Raw genomic sequence first — 16,842 nt, forward strand, 5'->3', positions numbered from 1 at the left:
GCACAGCACCAGTAAGATGAGGGATATCACTTATTTTTCAAGAGATATAAAAAAAACATATTATCCTACGGTTTCCCATGCATTTTGCTTCTGTGCCGTTTTCGACCGCCAGTAGGCACGGCCGCTGTACCAGAGCACTGCCGCTATCAGTGCACAAATCAGCTGGCCGAGAGCTAGCGCGAGCACAGAATGATCCAAAGCAGGTGCTGCAACGCCGGCAATTACCGCCCCCAGCAAAGTCAGCAACGCAGACTGACAGGACGCAACGATCCCTCTGATTGTAGGAAATAAGTCCAGAACCAGCAAGGTCGCTCCCGGTGCAACCAGCGACATCCCGAACGTGTAAAAAAACAACGGCATGACCGACCACAGCAATACAGGGGCTGATAGAACATGAAATGCCACGTTAAATACTGAGGCACCGATCAGGAACAGAAAACCGATACTGACCTGCTTCCATACCGAGAGTTTGCCAGCCAGTCTGTTTGCTGCAAGAGCGCCTAAAAAAATACCGGCGACAGAAGGAACGAATTGCCAGCCAAACTGATCGGCCGACAGTTTCAGATGCTGAGTAATAAAGACGGGAGCAGCGGAAACATATAAAAACATACCGGCAAAATTAAATGCAACGGTGCCAGCTTTTAGATGGAATAAAGGAGACTTAAATACTTTTAGATAACTAAGCCAGAGAAATTCCATGCTGAATTCCTGCCGTTTATCTTTCGGCAACGATTCGGGCAAGAGCTTAAAGCAAGCAAACCAAAGCAAAATCGTGTACAAAAAAAGCAATAAAAAAATTGCCCGCCAACTCATAAAACCAATGATCCAGCCGCCAAGTATGGGCGCGATGGCAGGTGCAATGGAAAAAATCATCGTCACCATCGACAACAAACGTTCCGCCGGTGCCCCCGCATATAAATCGCGTATCATCGCTCGTCCGACCACCATCCCCGCACCTGCAGACACGCCTTGCAGGATACGGAATCCCCACAGGTAATGAATGCTGTGCACCGACGCACAACCAAAACTGGCGACGGCAAAAATCGCTAAGGCGACCAGAATGACATTGCGTCGCCCGAACGCGTCCGACAGCGCACCATGCCACAAAGTCATAAACGCAAACGACAACATATAAGCAGTCAGTGTCTGCTGGACTTCCAGCGAGGTGGCGGACAGGCTGCTCTGTATATGAGGGAAAGCAGGTAAATAAGTATCAATGGAAAATGGTCCCAGCATCGCCAGCGCAGCTAATAAAGTGGCAAGTCCGGCATTACTGAGCTGTCGGCGGGAGTGCATTTGTTGATCAATCATTCAAAAAAACAGATAAAAGCTGTTACAAAAAAAAGCAGAAAGGCGAAAATATTTCGCCTTTCTGTTGCTCATGCGATACAGTAAAGAGTTAAATTCCACCCATGCACAGGTATTTCATCTCCAGATATTCATCCATCCCGTATTTGGAACCTTCGCGTCCCAGCCCGGATTGTTTGACACCGCCGAACGGTGCAACCTCATTGGAAATTAAGCCAGTATTAATCCCCACCATGCCATATTCCAGTTTTTCGGCAACGCGCCAGACGCGGCCGATATCACGCGAATAGAAATACGATGCCAGTCCGAAGTCGGTGTTATTTGCAGCGGCAATGACTTCTTCTTCCGATGTGAATTTCACAACGGCGGCAACCGGTCCGAAGGTTTCCTCGTTCATCACCAGCATGGATGCTGTGACATCAGCCAGAACGGTCGGTTCATAGAATAATTCCCCTGCACTGTGCGGTTTGCCGCCGGTCAGCAAACGGGCGCCCTGCGCAATCGCGTCAGCAACATGTTCTTCTACTTTCGCCACCGCTTGCGTGTCGATCATGGGGCCCTGATTCACTCCGGTCTCAAAACCGTCGCCCACTCTGATTTTTTTTGCTCCAGCCGCTAATTTATTAACGAATTCATCATAGACCGATGCATGTGCATAAAAACGGTTGGTACAAACGCAGGTCTGACCTGAATTGCGGAACTTGGATAACAAGGCGCCTTCGACAGCAGCATCAATGTCAGCATCATCGAAAACAATAAATGGCGCGTGACCGCCCAGCTCCAGCGCCAGCTTCTTGACCGTTGGCGCTGATTGCCGCATCAGAATACGGCCTACCGGCGTCGAACCGGTAAACGATAAATGACGAACAACCGGGCTATCGCATAAAACTTTACCGACAGTAATAGATTGCTCCGCATCGGCAGTAATAATATTAATGATCCCGGCAGGAATACCTGCGCGGTGTGCCAGTTCGGCAATTGCCAGTGCCGATAACGGCGTCTGCTCTGCAGGTTTAATTACGATCGAACATCCCGCAGCCACAGCCGGAGCGACCTTACGGGTAATCATCGCAATCGGGAAATTCCAGGGCGTGATTGCGGCACACACACCTATCGGTTGCCGCAACACCACCATGCGTTTATCGCTCCAGGTTGAGGCCATCACATCGCCAGCGACACGCTTCGCTTCTTCGGCAAACCATTCAACAAAACTGGCGCCGTAGATAACTTCGCCCTTTGCCTCGGCAAGCGGCTTCCCCTGCTCCGCGGTCATGATCGCCGCCAGATCGTCGGCATGACTAATGATCAGATCAAACCAGCGACGCATAATATTGGCACGCTCTTTACCCGTTCTCGCCGCCCACAGCGGGAAAGCAGCCTGCGCGGCAGCAATAGCGGCAAGCGCATCAGATTCGGCTAAATTAGGTACAGTCGCCAGCACAGTATTGTTTGATGGATTAAACACATCAAACCTGTTCTGTGCCTGCACCCAGTTGCCATTGATATACGCCGCGTCACGCAACAACGACGCGTCTTTTAATCCTAATGCTTTTGCAGTTTGTTCTGATGACATCACTCCATCTCCATTCTGTTTTTGACTGATTAATGAACCGCACATACCGGACTTACGCCATACCACACACAACAAGATGATCGCTTGTTGACAGGCAGATCTGTCAGTTCTGACAAACACGCCTCGCGTTGAATTGCCGCAAGTGCGCAAATAAAAAGAAAGCCTAAAGCAAAACAGCCAGGTCTGCTTGACCCGGCTGTTTTATTCAGATGAATTATTTTGATGTCATCTCTGCTCTTTTGGTTTGGCTTCCTCGCGTCGGTTGAAACCGGCAACCATATCAAAGCGGAATAAGCGACATTCCAGCGCACCGTTAAAGAAAGGCGTTTTACGTGATTCTTTTAAACGCAGCATCTTGGGTACAGTCAGATCGGCGGTAAACAAAAAGACGCTCCAGCCGGCAAAACGTTGTTTCAAGGTGGTGCTGAAGGCGCTGAAAAACTCTTTTGCCAGTTCATCGCTTTCCATTGAGCTATCACCGCGCACACCGATACGTTCGCCATACGGCGGATTGGTCAGCAATATGCCGGGCTGCGTCGTCGGTGCTTTGATTTCCTGCGCTTCAATCTGTTTCAGCGGCACTTCAAAACGGATACCTGCCTTATTCAGATTATTGCGCGTCATGACGACCATATCGCCGGAAATATCGCTGCCGAAAATTGTCGGTTCAGCAGGCAAAGGATTTGGTTTCGCGGCGGCTTTAATAGCAGCCCACGCATCAGCATCAAACTGATGAAATTTTTCAAAACCGAATTCGCGTTTTAATCCCGGCGGAATCCCTGCCAGAATTTGTGCTGCCTCAATCAATATCGTGCCGGAACCGCACATAGGGTCAAACAAAGGCACCCCCGGTTTCCAGCCCGCAGTACGCAACAAACCTGCGGCCAGATTTTCGCGCAAAGGTGCGTCACCGGTTTCCATACGCCAGCCGCGCTTGAACAAAGGTTCGCCGGAAGTATCGAGATAAATCGTGAAATTATGCGCATCGAGAAAACCGACGATACGCATATCCGGTGTTTTCGTATCAACCGAAGGACGTTGCGTGAACTGATCACGGAAACGATCGCAAATCGCATCTTTGATTTTCAGCGTGACAAATTCCAGACTTTTGACTGGTGACTTCACTGCCGTGACATCGACGCGTATCGTGTGATGATAACCGAACCAGTCTTCCCACGCCTGCGCTAACACCAGATCGTAAATATCGTTTTCATTCGAGTAACTCGCATGCGCCATACGCATCAGCACGCGTGAGGCGATACGGGAATGCAAATTGATGCGCCAGCCGTCTTGCAGACTGCCGGAACAATGGACGCCGCCCGGTACTTGATTGTGGACTGCCATGGTTTTATCCATCACAGCAATTTCGTTCAACTCTTCAGCGAGAGCGATTTCCATGCCGCGCGGGCATGGACAAAAATAAGAATGACGTGTCATGGGGAACCTTTTATCCGTTGTAATTCAAAAAATACAGGGTGAGCATGGCTCACCCCTCACTACACTTACACGCAGCCGCTGTACATCAGCAACGTGCACTATTTTTTGTCGCCAATCAGAAAGGCTTGACGACAACTAATATCACGACGATCAGCAACAAAATCACCGGTACTTCGTTAAACCAGCGGAACCAGACATGGCTGCGCTTATTTTGGCCTTTTTCAAATTTTTTCAGCAAACTGCCGCAGGCATGGTGATAACCGATCAGCAAAATCACACACAATAATTTCGCATGCATCCAGCCATTACCGGGGCCTTTACCGATGCCGTAACCCAGCCACAAATACAAGCCCAGCAATATCGCTGGCACCATCAGCATCGTGGAAAAGCGATACAGCTTACGTGCCATCAGCAACAAACGTCCGGTGCTAGTGGCATCGGTTTCCATCGCCAGATTCACCAGTATGCGAGGAAGATAAAACAAACCGGCAAACCAGGAGGTGACAAACAGAATGTGCAGCGCTTTAATCCAGAGCATAATTTGCTTTCAAAATTTCAAAGTAGCATACAAAAATTTACTGGCGAACTTCGCCGTGACCAAACACGACGTATTTTAACGACGTTAACCCTTCCAGGCCGACCGGGCCACGGGCATGCAATTTGTCGTTGGAAATACCGATTTCCGCACCCAGCCCGTATTCAAAACCATCCGCAAAACGGGTGGATGCATTCACCATCACCGAAGCCGAATCCACTTCACGTAAGAAGCGCAGCGCTCGGCTGTAATCTTCGGTGATGATCGCTTCGGTATGCTTCGAAGAATAATCATTGATATGCGTCATCGCCGCATCGATATCCGCCACCACTTTGACTGCCAGCACTGGTGCCAGATATTCTGTGCTCCAGTCTTCTTCGGTGGCTTGCGCAAGATAAGGATAGTCAGCCAGAATCACCGCTGCTGCTGGGTCGCAACGCAATTCGACTTGTTTGGCCTCATACAGTTTTGCCAGTGGCGGCAAGACCTGCGCGGCAATTCCTTCAGCGACCAGTAAAGTTTCCATGGTGTTGCAAGTGCCGTAACGATGGCATTTGGCGTTGAATGCAACGTCCAGCGCTTTTTGCAGATCGGCTTTATCGTCGATGTACACATGGCAGATACCGTCGAGATGCTTGATCATCGGCACGGTTGCTTCCTGCATCAGTCGCGCGATCAGACCTTTGCCACCGCGCGGCACGATTACATCCACATACTGCGGCATGGTGATCAGTTCACCGACCGCAGCACGGTCGGTGGTTTCCACGATCTGCACCGCGTTGGCCGGCAAGCCAGCGCCAGCCAGACCTTCTTTGACCAGTTTTGCCAATGCCTGATTGCAGTGAATCGCTTCCGAGCCGCCGCGCAGTATCGTCGCATTGCCGCTCTTGATGCACAGACCTGCCGCATCAACGGTCACATTCGGGCGAGCTTCGTAAATGATGCCGATCACACCAAGTGGCACACGCATCTGCCCGACCTGAATGCCGGTCGGACGATACTTCATATTCGAAATTTCACCGATAGGGTCGGCCAGACTGACGATCTGCTCCAGACCTTCGGCCATCGTTGTAATCGCTTTATCTGACAACGTCAGGCGATCTAGCATCGCGGCTTCCATGCCTGATGCTTTGGCTGCGGCGAGATCGAGTTCATTCGCGGCGCGTAATGCTGCTGCGTCGCGCCGGATCGCGGCAGCAATCAGACTCAAGGCGCGGTTTTTCGCCGCCGTATCGGCCTTCGCCATCGCCCGCGATGCCGCACGGGCACGGGCGCCAAGGTCGTTCATGTAGTGTTTAATGTCCGTCATGTCATTTTGGGAGCTTTATATACTCCCCCTAGTATTTTTTTAAAGCCCTTTATTTACAAGGACATTAGGCGTTTTTTTTAGGATACTCCCCTAATTTCGGGGATTTTTGGCATTTCCGGCAGTGCTGCGGCGGCAGTTCAGGCGGCGCTTGCGACTTTTAATCCCAACTGCAGCAGCGCATCCCAGGCGTCACCGGCGAATGCTTTGGCACGTAAACCTTTGACCATCTTATCGACTTGCGAGGCTTCTTGCAGCGCTGTTTGCAAGGTCTGCAAACTGACTCTGCGTAATGCCGGGTCCATGAGTTTTTCTCTGGGTCCCCAAATTCTGTACTCTTTCAGCAGGGCGGATAATGGCCGCCCTTGTTGCATGCCGGATTTCAGTTTCAGCAAAGTGCGGATTTCTTCCGCCATCGCCCACAACACCAGCGGCAATGCTTCGCCCTCGCCTTTGAGTCCGTTCAGCATCCGCGATAAGCGGGCGACGTCACCCGCCAACATCGCTTCATTGAGTTTGAACACATCATAACGGGCGACATTCAGCACCGCGTCGTGGATTTGTTCAAAGCTCAGCTTGCCGGCCGGATGCAGCAAAGCGAGTTTCTGTATTTCCTGATGCGCAGCAAGCAGATTGCCTTCGACGCGATCGGCGATGAAATCCAGACTTTGCCGGTCCGCGCTTTGTTGCTGCAAAGCGAGACGCTGACTGATCCAGTTCGGCAACTGATTTCGCTCCACCAGTGGAATATCGATATACACCGCCGCTTGTTGCAGACTGCTGACCCAGGCCGCTTTTTGCGTTGCCCAATCGAGCTTAGGCAAGGTAATCAGCGTCAGATTATCCGGCGATAAATGCGCGACATAATCCTGCAGCGCCTGTCCGCCGTCCTTGCCGGGCTTACCGGTCGGAATCCGCAGATCGATCAGTTTTTTATCGCCAAACAGCGACTGCGACTGATTCGCTGCCAGTAGCGCGCCCCATTTAAAACTGCGCTCGACCGTTAAAATTTCACGCTCATAAAAGCCCTGCGCTTTGGCCGCACGACGGACTTTGTCCGCAGCTTCCAGCGCGAGTAAATGCTCGTCGCTGGTAATCACATACAGTGGTGCCAGCGTTTTTGCCAGATGGCCATCAAGGGCATCAAAGCGCAATTGCATTTATTGATCCATCTTCACGACCGACAGGCGACGCATAATCTGCTGCACCAGATCGCTTTGCATATCGCGATAGAGCAAAGCTTCTTCGGATTCTTTCGCCAACACCTGCGCTTCATTAAACGTGATCGTGCGTTTCAGTTGCACTGTCACTGGTTCCAGATATTCTTTACCAACCGCATTACGCAAACGGAAACGGAAGTTATACAGCAGATTGTATTCACGTACCCGGCCCTGACTGTTCAAGGACAGAATCTGCTTTTCGCGGGTTTCGCTCAGCACATCGAGTATCACTTCCGCGTCTTTCGCGTCAGCGGTGATTTGCGTCTGTCCGTTCGCGCGTATCTGACGTTTTAACTCGCCCCCCAGCGACGATGCTTCCGGCAATCCTATGTAAATGCTTTTGAAAGGAAAGCTGACCGGTCCGCGCAAGGCAAAACCGCATGCAGACAAGCTCATCAGCATGACGACTGCGAGCAGCCATGTCAGTTGACGTGAAAAAACAGAACGCATGCGGATCACTCCTGTAACAAAAATTAAGCGACGATGTTGACCAGTTTACCCGGTACGACAATGATTTTCTTCGGCGCACCTTCGATGAAACGCTGCACGCTCTCGCTCGCCAGCGCGGTCGCTTCTATCGTGGCTTTATCTGCATCTTTACTGACCTTGATGCTGCCGCGCAGTTTGCCGTTCACCTGCACCATCAGTTCGATTTCATCCTGCACCAGTGCTGCTTCATCGACTTGCGGCCATGGTGCATCGATCAGCTCGCCGAGTTCGGCTGCGAAACCGAGTTCCTGCCACAACGCATGCGTGATGTGTGGGCAAACCGGATACAGGCCGCGCAACAAGACGCTGAACGCTTCACGCAATGCCGCTGCAGAGCCTTCTGCATCCGATTTGAAAGACTCTATCGTATTGAGCAATTTCATCGCACCGGATACCACGGTGTTGTATTGCAGACGATCGTAATCGGCATCGATCTGTTTCAGGGTCAGATGTACTTCACGGCGCAATACTTTGACATCCGCGGCATAGCTGGCTGGTGCAACAGCGCCGGCAGCAATCGTTTCTGACAATTTCAGTGCCGATGCCCACAGGCGACGCAGGTAACGCGAGGCACCTTCAACACCGCTGCTGCTCCAGGCAGCACTTTGATCCGGTGGGCCAGCAAACATCGTGAACAGACGCGCCGTATCTGCGCCAAACTGGGTGATGATGTCTTTCGGTTCGACCACGTTGTTTTTGGATTTCGACATTTTTTCTATGCCGCCCATTTGCACTGGCTGACCGTCAGATTTCAGGCTCGCCGATACCGGACGGCCTTTGTCATCGTGCTGAACTTCGATTTCATTCGGATAGAACCAGGTTTTCTTGCCGCTCTCGTCTTCGCGGTAGAACGATTCATTCAGCAACATGCCTTGCGTGAACAGATTTTTGAATGGCTCATCGATTTTCACCAAACCAAGGTCGCGCATGGCTTTGGTCCAGAAACGGGCGTACAGCAAATGCAAGACCGCATGCTCGACGCCGCCGATATACTGATCCATCGCCATCCAGTAGTCGTTGCGTTCATCGACCATCGTCGTCGCATCCGGGCAGGTATAGCGCATGAAATACCAGCTGGAATCGACGAAGGTATCCATCGTGTCAGTTTCACGCTGCGCTGGCTTACCGCATTTAGGGCAAGGCACATTCAAAAATTCTGCATGCGTTTTCAGCGGATTACCGGAACCGTCAGGAATACATTCGGTTGGCAATACCACAGGCAAATCTTCGTAAGGCACAGGTACATCACCACAGCATTCGCAATGAATGATAGGAATAGGCGTGCCCCAGTAACGTTGACGCGAAATACCCCAGTCGCGCAGACGCCAGGTGGTTTTTTTCTCGCCGACGCCTTTGGCGGAGAGATCAGCGGCGACAGCGTCCACCGCTGCCTTATAGTTCAGACCATCGTATTTGCCGGAATTAACGGTCACACATTTCTGTTTGTCACCATACCAGTCAGCCCATGCTTCAGTGGTAAAGCTTTCACCTTCAACAGCCACCACTTGTTTGATCGCAATACCGTATTTTTTGGCAAAAGCAAAATCACGTTCGTCATGCGCAGGTACGCCCATCACAGCGCCGTCACCGTAAGTCATCAGCACATAATTACCGACCCAGACTTCAACCTGTTCACCGGTCAGCGGATGCGTGACGAATAAGCCTGTTGGCAGACCTTCTTTTTCCTTGGTCGCCATTTCAGCTTCGGAAGTACCGCCGGCTTTACATTCTTCGATAAACGCTGCCAGTTTCGCATTATTTTTTGCAGCGACAGTCGCCAGCGGATGTTCCGCCGCCACGGCGCAGAACGTCACGCCCATGATGGTGTCAGGACGAGTCGTGAAGACATACATTTTGCCGTCTTGTACCAATGCGCCGGTGTCGTCTTTGATCTCGTGACTGAATGCAAAGCGCACGCCTTCGCTCTTGCCTATCCAGTTGCGCTGCATGGTGCGCACTTGTTCAGGCCAGCCATCAAGCGTATCAATACTGCTCAGCAATTCCTCGGCGTATTGGGTGATACCAAAGTAGTAACCGGGAATTTCACGCTTTTCCACCAAAGCGCCAGAGCGCCAGCCGCGACCATCAATCACCTGCTCATTCGCCAGCACGGTCTGATCAATCGGGTCCCAATTCACGACCTGCGTTTTTTTATAAGCAATGCCTTTTTCCAGCATCTTCAGAAACAGCCACTGGTTCCAGCGGTAGTAATCCGGATCGCAGGTCGCCACTTCACGCGACCAGTCGAACGCCAGCCCCAGCGGTTCCATCTGCGACTTCATGTCCTCGATATTCGCGTAGGTCCATTCTGCAGGTGATTTTTTATACGCAATCGCCGCATTTTCAGCTGGCAGACCAAATGCATCCCAGCCCATAGGCATCAACACGTTGTACCCCTTCATACGCAGCTGGCGCGCCAGCATATCGTTGATGGTGTAATTACGCACATGACCCATGTGCAGCTTACCGGAAGGGTAAGGCAGCATAGAGCAGGCATAATATTTACCTTTAGGGAAACGTGGATTGTTTTCTACCGCCTTATAGGCATCGATTTTTTTCCAGTGGGATTGCGCCGATTGTTCGACGTCGGAGGGCGTGTATTTTTCTTGCATGGCGTGACCAGAAGTAGATGCGGAAATGACTCAGAACCTTAGATTATAACTGGTTCAGGGGGGATATTGAGCAATGCTTGCGAGCATCAGGGTTTGGCGGCGTCAGCTTCCGTTACCGGTTGCATCACAAACGCAATTTTGTTCAGCCCCTGCGCCTGCGCCGCCGCCATCAGTTGCGCAATCACATCGTAACGGGTGGATTTGTCGGCGCGTAATTGCAGATCAGGTTGCGGCTGTTGCAAAGCTGCCTGCCGGAAGCGGGGCTCCAGCGCTGCCAGATCTGTGGCAACACCCTGCAGATAAATTATGCCTGCAGCATCAATGGCAATTTGCAGCGATTCCGGCTGTTGCTGACTGGCCTTCGCCGCAGCCTGTGGCAAATCCAGTTTGATCGCTGGTGTCATCAATGGTGCGGCAATGATGAAAATCACCAGCAACACCAGCATCACATCCACCATAGGAGTAACGTTGATGTCTGCCATGCTGTGCATCTGTGATCGTCCGGCTTTGTCATTAAACGAACCAAACGCCATGCTTACACCTGCTTGTCAGAATGTTGCGGATCGCTGCTGTGGCTGCAATGCGCATGCAGATCATGTGCAAAGCCATCAAGCTCTGCAAATGTAATGCGGTTAAAACGGTTGAAAACATTGTAAGCAAGCACTGCAGGAATGGCGACAATCAGCCCAAAGGCAGTCATGATGAGCGCTTCACCGACGGGTCCCGCAAGCTGATCTATCTGTATCGTGCCTGCGGACGATATCGTCGTCAGCGCGTGATAAATACCCCATACCGTACCGAGCAAGCCGACAAACGGCGCGGTGGAACCAACGGATGCCAGCACCGTCAGGCCATTTTCGAGACGACTTGTGGTTACCTGCAACTGCTGACGCAAAGCGCGTGTCAGCGCATCATTCAGACTGCTGTCAGCACTCAATGTTGATGCACGCTGAGCGGCATCCATTGCCGACATCGCCGCTACCGCCAGCGACAGATACACATGCTCTTTATCGCGTTGTTGTAACAATCTCTGCGCATCGGCGATGGTCGGCGCGAGCCAGAATGTCGGCAATACCGGCGCTGCCTGACGCACCCGCCAGAAAGACCAGGCTTTAGCAAAAATCAGCGCCCAGCTCAACAATGACATCAGCAGTAAAAGATAGGCAATAGCATGCCCGAACTGATCTGCCTGCTCCCAGTAATGCGCGATTGCAGCGTTCATTGCGATGGATGAGTTAGTGATTATTCAGCCCGAGCACGTCGTACATATCGAACAGACCGGTTGCCTTGTTGTTCAGGAAACGAGCCGCCCGCAAACTGCCGTGCGCATAGGTGACGCGACTGGAAGATTTGTGTGAAATCTCAACACGTTCCCCGATACCGGCGAACAGCACAGTGTGATCACCGACAATATCACCGCCACGTATCGTCGCAAAACCAATCGAAGACGGATCGCGTTCACCGGTCACACCTTCGCGTGCAAAAACACCAACCTCTTTCAGATCGCGACCGAGCGCGTCAGCAATCACCTCGCCCATTTTGAGCGCGGTACCAGAAGGTGCATCGACTTTATGCCGGTGATGCGCTTCAATGATTTCGATGTCGTAGCCTTCGGCGAAACTCCTGGCTGCCATTTCCAGCAGCTTCAGCGTCACATTGACACCAACACTCATATTCGGCGCAAAGACAATCGCGGTTCGTTTGCCCGCTGCTGCAATGGCTGCTTTACCCGCATCGTCAAAACCGGTCGTGCCGATAATCATTTTGATGCCGTGCGCGGCACAATACTCAAGGTGTTTCAGTGTCCCTTCGGGGCGGGTGAAATCAATCAGAAAGTCCGCGTCCGCCAAAGCCTTGGCCAGATCGGATTCAATCAGCACGCCGGCCGGTTTCCCCAGGAATGATCCGGCATCAGTCCCTATTGCCGGGGAACCGGCAACATCCAGTGCGCCAGCCAGCACCATATCATCTGAGTTGCTGATCGCTTCAATCAGCATCTTTCCCATGCGGCCGGAAGCACCCGCCACTGCTACTTTTAATGCGGTCATACTAGCTTTCTTTATTTTTTATCTTTTTTCTTCGGCGTGCCGTCGAGATCATTCAGCGACTCAACTTTGTCTAAGCCCAACGCCGACTCGGTGATCCTTGCCAGATATTCTTTTTCCGTTGGCAAACTACCGCCCTCAAATTTAGAGACAGTATTGTTTTTAAAATAAATCGTCACCTGGCTGACAACCTGCTCACCATTCGGCTTGGTCAGGCGGAAAGGATAGTCCCAGCGGTCTTCGTGAAACATATCGGTCAGTAAAGCGGTACCGAGCACAAAACGGACTTGCTCACGTGTCATACCTTCTTTGATCTGCGCCATCATTTCCTGAGAAACGAAGTTACCTTGCTGGACAGTAATACGATACGGAGAAATATAGCCCAGGAATTTGTTCACCCCGGTCGGAGCGTATACTTGCGTACCAGCTGTCGCTGGCACTGTTTTATCCGCCACCGGTGCTTTCGATGCACAGGCAGACAAACCCAGCACCAACGTCATACCTGCAAGCCGTATGGCTTTATCCTGAACAGATTTTGAAAACAACAATCGCATAGGTACCCTCAGTAATTGAGCAACATGCCCTGAAACCCGATATCATAAAGCAGATAGCCCTCTTTTGACCGAAAACATGACAAACAGCACCCCAAATCTGAAAGCCAGCGGACTGAAAGCAACCTTGCCTCGCCTGAAAATCCTTGAAATTTTCCAAAACAGTAAGGTCCGCCATCTGACTGCAGAAGATGTCTACAAGATACTGTTGAACGACAATATGGATGTCGGCCTGGCTACCGTCTACCGGGTATTGACGCAATTTGAACAGGCAGGACTGCTGCACCGGAATCATTTTGAAACCGGCAAAGCGATCTTTGAATTAAACGAAGGCTCGCACCATGATCATCTGGTCTGCCTCGATTGTGGACGCGTGGAGGAGTTTTTTGACGCTGAAATCGAAGAGCGTCAACACACCATTGCTCTGGAGCGCGGCTTTAAAATTGCCGAACACTCACTCGCGATCTATGGCAGTTGCACGAAAGAGAATTGCGAACACAAACACAATTAAGCCTCCATGACCTCATGTGATCATGTGAATAAGTCGGCGGTAACGGATTACTTTTTTATTTTTGCAGCGACACCGGCGACGGTATCAATGATTTTCTGCGCATTAAATGGCTTCAGGATAATGCCGTGTATGCCTGATTTCACGGCTTCCGACAGAACATCTTTATCGTGACTCGCTGTCACCAGCAATATCCTGGAATCCGGCAGCATGTCCTTGATTTTCGGCAACACATCGAGCCCGCTGACTTTGGGCATCACAACATCCAGCATAATCACATCCGGTCTCAGTTTGAGCGCCAGATCAAGTCCGGAGCCGCCATCCGTCGCCTCCCCTGCAACCGTGTATCCCTCGTTGCGCAACACGACACGTAACACCTCGCGGGTAATGTCGTTGTCATCAATAAGCAAAATTGAAATATTTTTATTTAACATCAGATGTCTCTTTTACTGACTCAAGGCGTTAGAAAGTAATTTCGCCGTGATATCGACTATCGGAATCACTCGCTCATATGCCATCCGCGTCGGACCGATCACCCCCAGAGTACCGACAATCTTGCCATTGACCTCATACGGTGCCGTAACAACGCTCATTTCATCCATGGGCAGTAATTGCGATTCGCCACCGATAAAAATCTGTACTCCGGTTGCCTTGCATGACACGTCCAGCAATTGCATCAGGCTGCTCTTTTGCTCAAACATATCAAACAGCTTACGCAGCGATGTCATGTTGGACGACAGATCCTGCACATTCAGCAAATTAGTCTTTCCTGAGATAACCATGTCATCGCTCTGTTCGGACAAGGCATCACTGCCCGCTTCCACGGCGGCCTGCATCAGCCTGGTCATATCTGTTTGCAACTGGCGCAATTCACTGTTAATGCCCAGTCGTGCATCTTCAAAAGCATGTCCGCTGAAGTTCTGATTCAGGTAACTCGCCGCCTGCGATAACTGCGCCGGGGTGTAATCCGTGTCCGTCAGAAGCAGGCGGTTATGCACTTCTCCGGTGGGAGCAACAACGACCAGCAAAATACGTTTTTCCGACAGACGCAGAAACTCGACCTGTTGAAAAATCGATTCAGTTTTCGGCGTCATGACGACACCGGCAAACTGCGACAACGACGACAATATCTGCGCGGCATTCGCAATGATTTTTTGTGGGGGTTGAGATAACAAACCCGATTGCAGACGCGACTCCAGCCCCAGTTCGCTGATTTCCTGCACCGTCAGTAATTTATCAACAAATACCCGGTAACCTTTAGGCGTAGGGACACGGCCTGCAGAGGTGTGCGGGCTGGCAACCAAGCCCATTTCTTCCAGATCTGCCATCACATTCCGGATCGTCGCCGGTGAAAGATCAAGGCCGGAAATTTTTGAAAGAGCACGCGAACCGACCGGCTGACCGTCAGCAATGTAGCGTTCTACGAGGGCTTTTAAAAGAGTTTGAGCGCGAGTATCTAGTAGCATCTATTCATTTTATGCGTTTGAAGCAAACCTGAACATAGAAAACTTCATAACCATTTTGTCAAATCATGTAAATTTTTAAATTCTGCGTCGGGCTCAATATGCTGATGGCGCTCGTCCGTCTTCTCCTGACCATGCCGGTTCATCCATGCACCGCGTAATCCGGCTTGTTGCGCACCCTGCACGTCCAGCAACAGGTCGTCGCCGACATACAAGGTTTCATGAGGCGCTGCACCCAGCGCTCCACAGGCAGCGAGAAAGATACGCGGGTCAGGTTTGGCGCAGCCAAACTCACGTGCCGCAATCGATGTACGGAAATGTGAAGCAAGACCAATTTCACGCAGATCAGCAAAGCCATTTGAGACCGAACCCAACAGAACCCGCTGCGACAATACCTTTAGCGCTGGAACAACATCATCATACAAACTGACCTGATTGCGGGCATCGGCAAATACCGCCATGGCCTGATCGGCCTTCGTGACAGGCACATCATGTTCTGCGAATATCTGACTCAGTAAGGTGTGTCGCAAAGCCCACAAGTCATATTGAAAACGGGGATCAGTCGGCACCAGTTTATTGCGCCGTTGCCGCATCGATTCGACGGAATAATTCCCTGCCACCGCAGGCACATGCTGCTGCATCCACTCATATAAACGCGTCTCCGCATGTTGAATCACCGGTGCAACCGGCCACAAGGTATCGTCCAGATCCAGTAATACAGCTTTAATTGTCATAAATAGCAGTCAGTTGATTCATTTCTACGCTAATTATGGTCTAATCTGACGAATCACGTCACCACTCTTTTTTTATGACTGTCATACCAAAAACGATTGCACTTGTTGGTAAATACAATGCGCCCGGCATCGCAGAATCCATGAGTGAACTCGCCAGCTTTCTTGACCGCGCCGGACATACGGTCGTGGTGGAAGCGGAAACAGCGCAATACATAGAATTGCCCGGTTTTCATGCGATGTCAGTTGCAGAGATAGGCAAACACGCGACTGCCGCCATCGTCGTCGGCGGTGACGGCACGATGCTGGGTATTGCACGCCAGCTTGCTGAATATAACGTTCCCTTAATAGGGATCAATCAGGGCAGGCTGGGTTTCATTACCGATATTCCGCTGGACCGCATGATTCCTGTGATTGCCGAAATGCTGAAAGGAAAATACGTCACCGAGCGCCGCAGCCTGTTGCAGGCCATAGTCGTGCGGGAAGATCATCAGATCTTCAGTGGACTTGCATTCAACGATATCGTGGTATCCCGCGGTACGGGTTCCGGCATGGTCGAACTCAGCGTCGAAGTCGATTCTCACTTTATGTATAACCAGCGCTCAGACGGGCTGATCGTGTCCACTCCGACCGGATCAACCGCCTACTCGCTCTCCGCAGGCGGGCCGCTGCTGCATCCCAGCCTGAGCGGTATCGTCATGGTGCCAATCGCACCACATGCTTTATCGAACCGCCCTATCGTGCTGCCGGAAAGCAGCGAAATCGTGATCGAAATCGTTGCCGGTCGCGATATCAGCGTCAACTTTGACATGCAAACCTTTGCCAGCCTGTTGCGCCAGGATCGCATCATCGTCAAACGCTCCAACCACACGGTCACTTTCCTGCATCCGCACGACTGGAATTATTACCATACGCTGCGGGAAAAACTGCACTGGAATGAATACCCTACCGTCGAAGGTGCTCTGAATTAACGACAGACGCGGCCTGCCGGCAGTAGCACGTTCTTACCGTAGTTATTGCTAAAATATCTCAGTCTGCTCTTTCCATTTTATTTACTACTTCTG

The 16,842-nt window shown here is 51.3% G+C and carries 17 protein-coding genes; 2 read left to right on the top strand and 15 right to left on the bottom strand.

Annotated elements, in window-relative coordinates; all coding sequences use genetic code 11:
- Positions 1-60: 60 nt before the first annotated feature.
- From ACOTSW_RS05050 to ACOTSW_RS05105, 12 genes are all read right to left on the bottom strand, one after another.
- The gene (locus ACOTSW_RS05050; protein ID WP_423681370.1) at positions 61-1,296 is read right to left on the bottom strand and encodes a multidrug effflux MFS transporter; all 1,236 of its coding nucleotides are present in this window, start codon (positions 1,294-1,296) and stop codon (positions 61-63) included.
- Between the two features lie 103 nt (positions 1,297-1,399).
- Positions 1,400-2,881, bottom strand: a complete 1,482-nt coding sequence (locus ACOTSW_RS05055) for an NAD-dependent succinate-semialdehyde dehydrogenase (protein ID WP_423681371.1) — start codon at positions 2,879-2,881, stop codon at positions 1,400-1,402.
- 225 nt (positions 2,882-3,106) lie between these two features.
- A complete protein-coding gene (locus tag ACOTSW_RS05060) occupies positions 3,107-4,318 on the bottom strand; it encodes a THUMP domain-containing class I SAM-dependent RNA methyltransferase (protein ID WP_423681372.1) in 1,212 nt (403 codons plus the stop codon).
- A gap of 115 nt (positions 4,319-4,433) precedes the next feature.
- A complete protein-coding gene (locus ACOTSW_RS05065; RefSeq protein ID WP_186897027.1) occupies positions 4,434-4,856 on the bottom strand; it encodes a CopD family protein in 423 nt (140 codons plus the stop codon).
- A 37-nt stretch (positions 4,857-4,893) separates the two neighbouring features.
- Positions 4,894-6,162, bottom strand: coding sequence for a glutamate-5-semialdehyde dehydrogenase (locus tag ACOTSW_RS05070; protein WP_423681373.1), 1,269 nt, complete (start codon positions 6,160-6,162; stop codon positions 4,894-4,896).
- Positions 6,163-6,299: 137 nt separating this feature from the next.
- Positions 6,300-7,319 carry a DNA polymerase III subunit delta gene (holA, locus tag ACOTSW_RS05075; protein WP_423681374.1) on the bottom strand — a complete coding sequence of 340 codons (1,020 nt, stop codon included), beginning with the start codon at positions 7,317-7,319 and terminating at the stop codon, positions 6,300-6,302.
- On the bottom strand, positions 7,320-7,829 hold the full coding sequence (gene lptE, locus ACOTSW_RS05080; protein WP_423681375.1) for an LPS assembly lipoprotein LptE: 510 nt from the start codon (positions 7,827-7,829) through the stop codon (positions 7,320-7,322).
- A gap of 23 nt (positions 7,830-7,852) precedes the next feature.
- On the bottom strand, positions 7,853-10,480 hold the full coding sequence (gene leuS, locus ACOTSW_RS05085; RefSeq protein WP_423681376.1) for a leucine--tRNA ligase: 2,628 nt from the start codon (positions 10,478-10,480) through the stop codon (positions 7,853-7,855).
- An 86-nt stretch (positions 10,481-10,566) separates the two neighbouring features.
- Positions 10,567-11,013, bottom strand: a complete 447-nt coding sequence (locus ACOTSW_RS05090) for an ExbD/TolR family protein (protein WP_423681377.1) — start codon at positions 11,011-11,013, stop codon at positions 10,567-10,569.
- A 2-nt stretch (positions 11,014-11,015) separates the two neighbouring features.
- The gene (locus ACOTSW_RS05095; protein WP_423681378.1) at positions 11,016-11,702 is read right to left on the bottom strand and encodes a MotA/TolQ/ExbB proton channel family protein; all 687 of its coding nucleotides are present in this window, start codon (positions 11,700-11,702) and stop codon (positions 11,016-11,018) included.
- A 13-nt stretch (positions 11,703-11,715) separates the two neighbouring features.
- Positions 11,716-12,528 (bottom strand): 4-hydroxy-tetrahydrodipicolinate reductase, encoded by an 813-nt coding sequence (gene dapB, locus ACOTSW_RS05100; protein ID WP_423681379.1) that lies wholly within the window; start codon positions 12,526-12,528, stop codon positions 11,716-11,718.
- An 11-nt stretch (positions 12,529-12,539) separates the two neighbouring features.
- A complete protein-coding gene (locus ACOTSW_RS05105; protein ID WP_423681380.1) occupies positions 12,540-13,079 on the bottom strand; it encodes an outer membrane protein assembly factor BamE in 540 nt (179 codons plus the stop codon).
- Positions 13,080-13,155: 76 nt separating this feature from the next.
- Here ACOTSW_RS05105 and fur point away from each other — a divergent pair, with 76 nt between their 5' ends.
- Positions 13,156-13,587, top strand: a complete 432-nt coding sequence (gene fur / locus ACOTSW_RS05110) for a ferric iron uptake transcriptional regulator (protein WP_423681381.1) — start codon at positions 13,156-13,158, stop codon at positions 13,585-13,587.
- A 47-nt stretch (positions 13,588-13,634) separates the two neighbouring features.
- Here fur and ACOTSW_RS05115 read toward each other — a convergent pair whose 3' ends face one another.
- From ACOTSW_RS05115 to ACOTSW_RS05125, 3 genes are read right to left on the bottom strand one after another with little or no spacing between them, the layout of a single operon-like run.
- A complete protein-coding gene (locus ACOTSW_RS05115) occupies positions 13,635-14,018 on the bottom strand; it encodes a response regulator (protein ID WP_423681382.1) in 384 nt (127 codons plus the stop codon).
- A gap of 12 nt (positions 14,019-14,030) precedes the next feature.
- Positions 14,031-15,050 carry a heat-inducible transcriptional repressor HrcA gene (hrcA, locus tag ACOTSW_RS05120; RefSeq protein ID WP_423681383.1) on the bottom strand — a complete coding sequence of 340 codons (1,020 nt, stop codon included), beginning with the start codon at positions 15,048-15,050 and terminating at the stop codon, positions 14,031-14,033.
- 44 nt (positions 15,051-15,094) lie between these two features.
- Entirely contained in the window at positions 15,095-15,781 is a 687-nt protein-coding gene (locus tag ACOTSW_RS05125) for an HAD family hydrolase (protein WP_423681384.1), read from the bottom strand.
- 74 nt (positions 15,782-15,855) lie between these two features.
- Between ACOTSW_RS05125 and ACOTSW_RS05130 the strand changes: the two genes are divergently transcribed.
- Positions 15,856-16,749 (top strand): NAD kinase, encoded by an 894-nt coding sequence (locus tag ACOTSW_RS05130; protein ID WP_423681385.1) that lies wholly within the window; start codon positions 15,856-15,858, stop codon positions 16,747-16,749.
- Positions 16,750-16,842: the final 93 nt, after the last annotated feature.

The organism is Undibacterium sp. WLHG33 (genome assembly GCF_049544815.1).
In the GTDB taxonomy this organism is placed as follows: Bacteria; Pseudomonadota; Gammaproteobacteria; order Burkholderiales; family Burkholderiaceae_D; genus Undibacterium.

Coding starts and splice junctions, on each gene's coding strand:
- leuS (WP_423681376.1), bottom strand. CDS start 10,480: ATGCAAGAAAAATACACGCCCTCCGACGTCGAACAATCGGCGCAATCC.
- ACOTSW_RS05125 (WP_423681384.1), bottom strand. CDS start 15,781: ATGACAATTAAAGCTGTATTACTGGATCTGGACGATACCTTGTGGCCG.
- lptE (WP_423681375.1), bottom strand. CDS start 7,829: ATGCGTTCTGTTTTTTCACGTCAACTGACATGGCTGCTCGCAGTCGTC.
- ACOTSW_RS05055 (WP_423681371.1), bottom strand. CDS start 2,881: ATGTCATCAGAACAAACTGCAAAAGCATTAGGATTAAAAGACGCGTCG.
- ACOTSW_RS05115 (WP_423681382.1), bottom strand. CDS start 14,018: ATGTTAAATAAAAATATTTCAATTTTGCTTATTGATGACAACGACATT.
- fur (WP_423681381.1), top strand. CDS start 13,156: ATGACAAACAGCACCCCAAATCTGAAAGCCAGCGGACTGAAAGCAACC.
- ACOTSW_RS05105 (WP_423681380.1), bottom strand. CDS start 13,079: ATGCGATTGTTGTTTTCAAAATCTGTTCAGGATAAAGCCATACGGCTT.
- ACOTSW_RS05130 (WP_423681385.1), top strand. CDS start 15,856: ATGACTGTCATACCAAAAACGATTGCACTTGTTGGTAAATACAATGCG.
- holA (WP_423681374.1), bottom strand. CDS start 7,319: ATGCAATTGCGCTTTGATGCCCTTGATGGCCATCTGGCAAAAACGCTG.
- hrcA (WP_423681383.1), bottom strand. CDS start 15,050: ATGCTACTAGATACTCGCGCTCAAACTCTTTTAAAAGCCCTCGTAGAA.
- dapB (WP_423681379.1), bottom strand. CDS start 12,528: ATGACCGCATTAAAAGTAGCAGTGGCGGGTGCTTCCGGCCGCATGGGA.
- ACOTSW_RS05065 (WP_186897027.1), bottom strand. CDS start 4,856: ATGCTCTGGATTAAAGCGCTGCACATTCTGTTTGTCACCTCCTGGTTT.
- ACOTSW_RS05060 (WP_423681372.1), bottom strand. CDS start 4,318: ATGACACGTCATTCTTATTTTTGTCCATGCCCGCGCGGCATGGAAATC.
- ACOTSW_RS05070 (WP_423681373.1), bottom strand. CDS start 6,162: ATGACGGACATTAAACACTACATGAACGACCTTGGCGCCCGTGCCCGT.
- ACOTSW_RS05095 (WP_423681378.1), bottom strand. CDS start 11,702: ATGAACGCTGCAATCGCGCATTACTGGGAGCAGGCAGATCAGTTCGGG.
- ACOTSW_RS05050 (WP_423681370.1), bottom strand. CDS start 1,296: ATGCACTCCCGCCGACAGCTCAGTAATGCCGGACTTGCCACTTTATTA.
- ACOTSW_RS05090 (WP_423681377.1), bottom strand. CDS start 11,013: ATGGCGTTTGGTTCGTTTAATGACAAAGCCGGACGATCACAGATGCAC.